Here is a 4,481-nt window from a genome sequence, read left to right as displayed (position 1 = left end):
CTATTATACCTCAAAGGATTGGAGTAGTTTCAATAAATTTTAAGTTAACAGAAACGTAAATAAAAATAGGGGATAGTATGTCTATTCCCTTATTTTATAATATAGTAAAAAATCAAGGAGAAAAAAATGATATCAATAGCATTAGTTTTAACAGCAGCTATTTTTTTAGTAATAGCAATATTGTTTGGGATGAATAAAGCAGTTTCTGCACTACCGGCACTATTTTTTATAATGTTACTAATTTCTTTTTTTGGATTTATAGTAATTCAATTTTTCCCAATAATTCTTATATTTTTAGTTATTAGATACTTTATAAACAAAAAAAATCCGAGAAAAAAGACATTTTATTATCAATCTTATACTCAAAAAGATTTTGAAGATATGTTTAGAAACCAAGGGAATCAGTATGGTGGAAGCTACCAAGGTGGATATCAAAATAATCCTTTTGGAACATTTGAGGATAAAAGTAAATATTACTCAATATTAGGTGTGAAAGAGGGAGCAACTCCTGAAGAGATAAAAAAAGCATTTAGAGATTTAGCTAAAAAACATCATCCAGATAGATATGCAAATGCAGATGAAGAAGTAAGAGCGATGCATGAGAGAAAATTTAAAGAAATAAATGAAGCATATGAGAAACTTCAATAATTATAAATATTTTTTTTTGCAAAAATATTAAATCTTATGGTACAATGTAAAAGTTGAATAAAATGGAGGGTATAATGAGTTTAAAGACATTAATCTTAGCAGCTGGAAAAGGTACGAGAATGAAATCAGAGCTGCCAAAAGTTTTACATAAAGTTTGTGGAGTACCTATGGTACAGAAAATTGTTAATACATGTAGTAAGATTGGTTCTATTGAAAATATACTTATATTGGGACATAAAAAAGAAGAGGTATTAAAAGTACTTCCAGATATGGAGTATGTAATTCAAGAGGAGCAATTAGGTACAGGGCATGCTGTAATTCAAGCAAAAGAAAAATTAAAAGATTTTGATGGAACAGTAATGATACTTTGTGGAGATACACCGCTTTTAAGAGAGGAAACTTTAAAAGAGTTATACGATTATCATAAAAAAACAGCGGCTATAACTACAATCTTAACTTCAATATATGAAAATCCATTTGGATATGGTAGAATTGTAAAAAAAGATGGAAATGTTATAGGAATTGTTGAAGAAAAAGAGGCTTCAGAAGAAGTTAAAGCTATAAAAGAGGTAAATGCAGGTGTTTATTGCTTTGAGGCAAAAGAGTTATTATCAGCCTTAGACAGAATTGATAATAGAAATGAAAAAGGAGAATACTACTTAACTGATGTTATTGCAATAAATGTTAATGATGGAAAAAAAGTAGAAGCCTTTTTATTAGAGGATAATGACGAAATTTTAGGAATAAATTCTAAAATAGAGTTAGAAAAAGCAAATTGCATAATGAAAAATAGAATAAACGAAAAACACATGGAAAATGGAGTTATTTTCATTGATAAAAATAGTGTTTACATAGAAGAGAGTGTTCAAATAGGTCAGGACACAGTAGTTTATCCAGGAGCTTTATTACAAGGTGATACAGTGATAGGTCAAAATTGTGAAATTTTAGGAAATACAAGAATAATAGATTGTAAAGTAGGAAACGATGTTAGAGTTGAGAGTTCTGTATTAGAAGAGAGTATAGTAGAGGATAGGGTAACAATTGGTCCATTTGCTCACTTGAGACCTAAATCACATCTGAAAGAGGAAGTTCATATCGGAAACTTCGTAGAAGTGAAAAAATCAGTATTAGAAAAGGGTGTTAAGGCAGGGCATTTAACATATCTTGGAGATGCTATAGTTGGAGAAAAAACTAACATAGGTGCAGGGACAATAACATGTAATTATGATGGTAAAAATAAATTCAAAACCACAATTGGAAAAAATGCTTTTATAGGAAGTGATACCATGTTGGTGGCTCCTGTAAATATAGGAGAAAATGCATTGGTTGGAGCAGGATCTGTAATAACAAAAGATGTTCCAGAAAATGCCTTAGCGGTATCAAGAAGTAAACAAGTTATAAAATTTGATTGGAGGAAATAGATAAAATGGAAAGACCTGGGGTAAAAATTTTTGCCGGAACATCAAACATGGAGTTAGCTACAAAAATAGCAGAGAAGTACGGAACTTCATTAGGAGATGTTGAGATTGTTAGATTTAAAGATGGAGAGGTTTATGTTTGTGTAGGAGAAACAGTAAGAGGTAGAGACGTATTTGTTGTTCAATCTACATCTGAGCCAGTAAACGAGAATATAATGGAGTTATTAATATTTATCGATGCATTAAAAAGAGCGTCAGCAAAATCAATAAACGTTATTATTCCTTACTATGGATATGCTAGACAAGATAGAAAATCAAGACCTAGAGAGCCGATCACTTCTAAATTAGTGGCAAATTTATTAACAACAGCAGGAGCGACAAGAATCGTAACTATGGATTTACATGCTGATCAAATTCAAGGATTCTTCGATATTCCAATGGATCACATGCAAGCATTACCTTTATTAGCTAAGTCGTTTATAGCTAGAGGATTATCAGGAGAGAAAGTGGTAGTAGTATCTCCAGATATCGGAGGAGTAAAAAGAGCTAGAAAATTAGCTGAATGGTTAGATTGTAAAATAGCAATCATTGATAAGAGAAGACCGAAGCCGAATATGTCAGAAGTAATGAACTTAATTGGTGAAGTTGAAGGTAAAACTGCAATATTTATCGATGATATGATCGATACTGCAGGAACTATAACAAATGGAGCTGAAGCTATAATGGCAAGAGGAGCTATAGAAGCTTATGCTTGTTGTACTCATGGAGTATTCTCTGATCCAGCTATTGAAAGATTAGAAGCTTCTTGCTTAAAAGAGGTTATCATAACTGATTCAATAGCACTTCCAGAATCTAAAAAAATAGATAAAATAAAAGTAGTATCTGTTGATGAGATACTTGCAGAAGCAGTTAGAAGAATTGTAAATAACGAATCTGTATCTGAATTATTTGAAAAGTAAAAGCACTTAGAAAAGCTAGTATTATACTAGCTTTTTTTATTTTTATATGTTAGAATTATTTTATAATAAATAAAAAAAATAAGGAAAAGGATTTATTATGAAAAGAATTGTATATAAAAAAGACAATATTGACTTCGGAACTATAAAAAAAACTTTAGATGAAAATGGAATAATTATATATCCAACAGATACAGTTTATGGTGTAGGAGCAAATATAGAATCTTTAGAAGGAATTGAAAAGATATATGCAGCTAAGGAGAGAAACTTTAGTTCTCCATTAATAGCTCTTTTAAGTAAAGTTGAATATATAGAAAAAATAGCGATAGTTGATAAAGATAAAAAAAATCTTGTGGAGAAGTTGGCAAAAGAGTTTTGGCCAGGAGCTTTGACAATTATTTTAAATAAAAAAAATAGCGTTCCAGATATAATGGTTTCTGGAGGAGAGACAGTAGGAGTAAGAATTCCAGCTTTAAAATTAGCTCAGGAGATAATAGAAGCGGTTGGAGGGATTTTACCAACAACAAGTGCTAATATATCGGGTGAAATAACTCCTAGAAGTTATGATGAGTTAAATGATAGATTTAAAGAAAGAGTTGATATAATTGTTGATGGAGGAGTATCACCTTTAGGAGTAGAGTCAACAATATTAGATTTAACAAAAGATATCCCTAAAATACTTCGTGAGGGAGCAATAAAAAAAGAAACAATAGAGAAACTTATTGGTAAAATATAAAATTTTGGAGGAGAATAATGAAGGCACAAAAGTTAAACCCAAATAACATGAACCCTATGCAAATGAATTCGATGTCATCTATGATGGGAATGATGAACTCGATTCAAAAGATAGGAAAAGGAAAAAGAAAGTATTCTGTAACTTTAGATAAAGGAACAAAAAAATTCTTATCTAAATTCATAGAAGAGATAAAAAAACAATTTGATGTAAATAATGGAATGCAAAATGTAGGGCAGTTTTTAGATTATGTAAAAACTATAGCTGATTCAAAGGATAGAATGGAATTAAAACTTTCATATGAAGAGCAAGAGTTTTTAACAAGAATGGTTGCAGATGCTGTTAGAGGAATGGAAACAGTTCAGTTTAAATGGTATCAGTTAATAAAAAAATCTATGACAAAAGTTATGGTAAAACAATATAGAGAACTATTAATTCAATTAAAAAAATAGTTGATAAAGCAAGTAAAATAAAAGAAAGTTAGAAGTAGAGAAATATTCTACTTCTTTTTTTAAAAAAAATATTGACTTTTTTTATATCATAGGGTATAATTATAAATGTCTAAGGGATGCCGCTTTAGCTCACCTGGTAGAGCAACTGACTTGTAATCAGTAGGTAATTGGTTCGACTCCGATAAGCGGCACCATGAACGCCCCGTTCGTTCAACGGTTAGGACAATAGATTTTCACTCTATAAACAGGGGTTCGATTCCCCTACGGGGTACCA

5 protein-coding genes and 2 tRNA genes are annotated in these 4,481 nt (G+C 30.6%); all 7 read left to right on the top strand.

Features of this window, described 5'->3' with window-relative positions:
* Positions 1 to 126 precede the first annotated feature (126 nt).
* The gene (locus tag Q0O83_RS11770; protein ID WP_294097319.1) at positions 127 to 648 is read left to right on the top strand and encodes a DnaJ domain-containing protein; all 522 of its coding nucleotides are present in this window, start codon (positions 127 to 129) and stop codon (positions 646 to 648) included.
* Positions 649 to 722: 74 nt separating this feature from the next.
* On the top strand, positions 723 to 2,069 hold the full coding sequence (gene glmU, locus Q0O83_RS11765) for a bifunctional UDP-N-acetylglucosamine diphosphorylase/glucosamine-1-phosphate N-acetyltransferase GlmU (protein WP_294097317.1): 1,347 nt from the start codon (positions 723 to 725) through the stop codon (positions 2,067 to 2,069).
* 5 nt (positions 2,070 to 2,074) lie between these two features.
* Positions 2,075 to 3,025, top strand: a complete 951-nt coding sequence (locus Q0O83_RS11760; protein WP_294097315.1) for a ribose-phosphate pyrophosphokinase — start codon at positions 2,075 to 2,077, stop codon at positions 3,023 to 3,025.
* 97 nt (positions 3,026 to 3,122) lie between these two features.
* Positions 3,123 to 3,758 carry an L-threonylcarbamoyladenylate synthase gene (locus Q0O83_RS11755; RefSeq protein WP_294097314.1) on the top strand — a complete coding sequence of 212 codons (636 nt, stop codon included), beginning with the start codon at positions 3,123 to 3,125 and terminating at the stop codon, positions 3,756 to 3,758.
* 17 nt (positions 3,759 to 3,775) lie between these two features.
* Positions 3,776 to 4,207 carry a hypothetical protein gene (locus Q0O83_RS11750; protein ID WP_294097313.1) on the top strand — a complete coding sequence of 144 codons (432 nt, stop codon included), beginning with the start codon at positions 3,776 to 3,778 and terminating at the stop codon, positions 4,205 to 4,207.
* Between the two features lie 118 nt (positions 4,208 to 4,325).
* Positions 4,326 to 4,401, top strand: a tRNA-Thr gene (locus Q0O83_RS11745).
* 5 nt (positions 4,402 to 4,406) lie between these two features.
* Positions 4,407 to 4,481, top strand: a tRNA-Glu gene (locus tag Q0O83_RS11740).

The organism is uncultured Cetobacterium sp. (assembly GCF_945952365.1).
In the GTDB taxonomy this organism is placed as follows: Bacteria; Fusobacteriota; Fusobacteriia; order Fusobacteriales; family Fusobacteriaceae; genus Cetobacterium_A.
Note: the sequence above shows the minus strand (reverse complement) of the source record. Positions and strands in the feature narration are given on the sequence as shown.

Excerpts from the sequence above, each read along its gene's own strand:
- Q0O83_RS11770 (WP_294097319.1), top strand. The coding sequence starts at position 127 with ATGATATCAATAGCATTAGTTTTAACAGCAGCTATTTTTTTAGTAATA.
- glmU (WP_294097317.1), top strand. The coding sequence starts at position 723 with ATGAGTTTAAAGACATTAATCTTAGCAGCTGGAAAAGGTACGAGAATG.
- Q0O83_RS11760 (WP_294097315.1), top strand. The coding sequence starts at position 2,075 with ATGGAAAGACCTGGGGTAAAAATTTTTGCCGGAACATCAAACATGGAG.
- Q0O83_RS11755 (WP_294097314.1), top strand. The coding sequence starts at position 3,123 with ATGAAAAGAATTGTATATAAAAAAGACAATATTGACTTCGGAACTATA.
- Q0O83_RS11750 (WP_294097313.1), top strand. The coding sequence starts at position 3,776 with ATGAAGGCACAAAAGTTAAACCCAAATAACATGAACCCTATGCAAATG.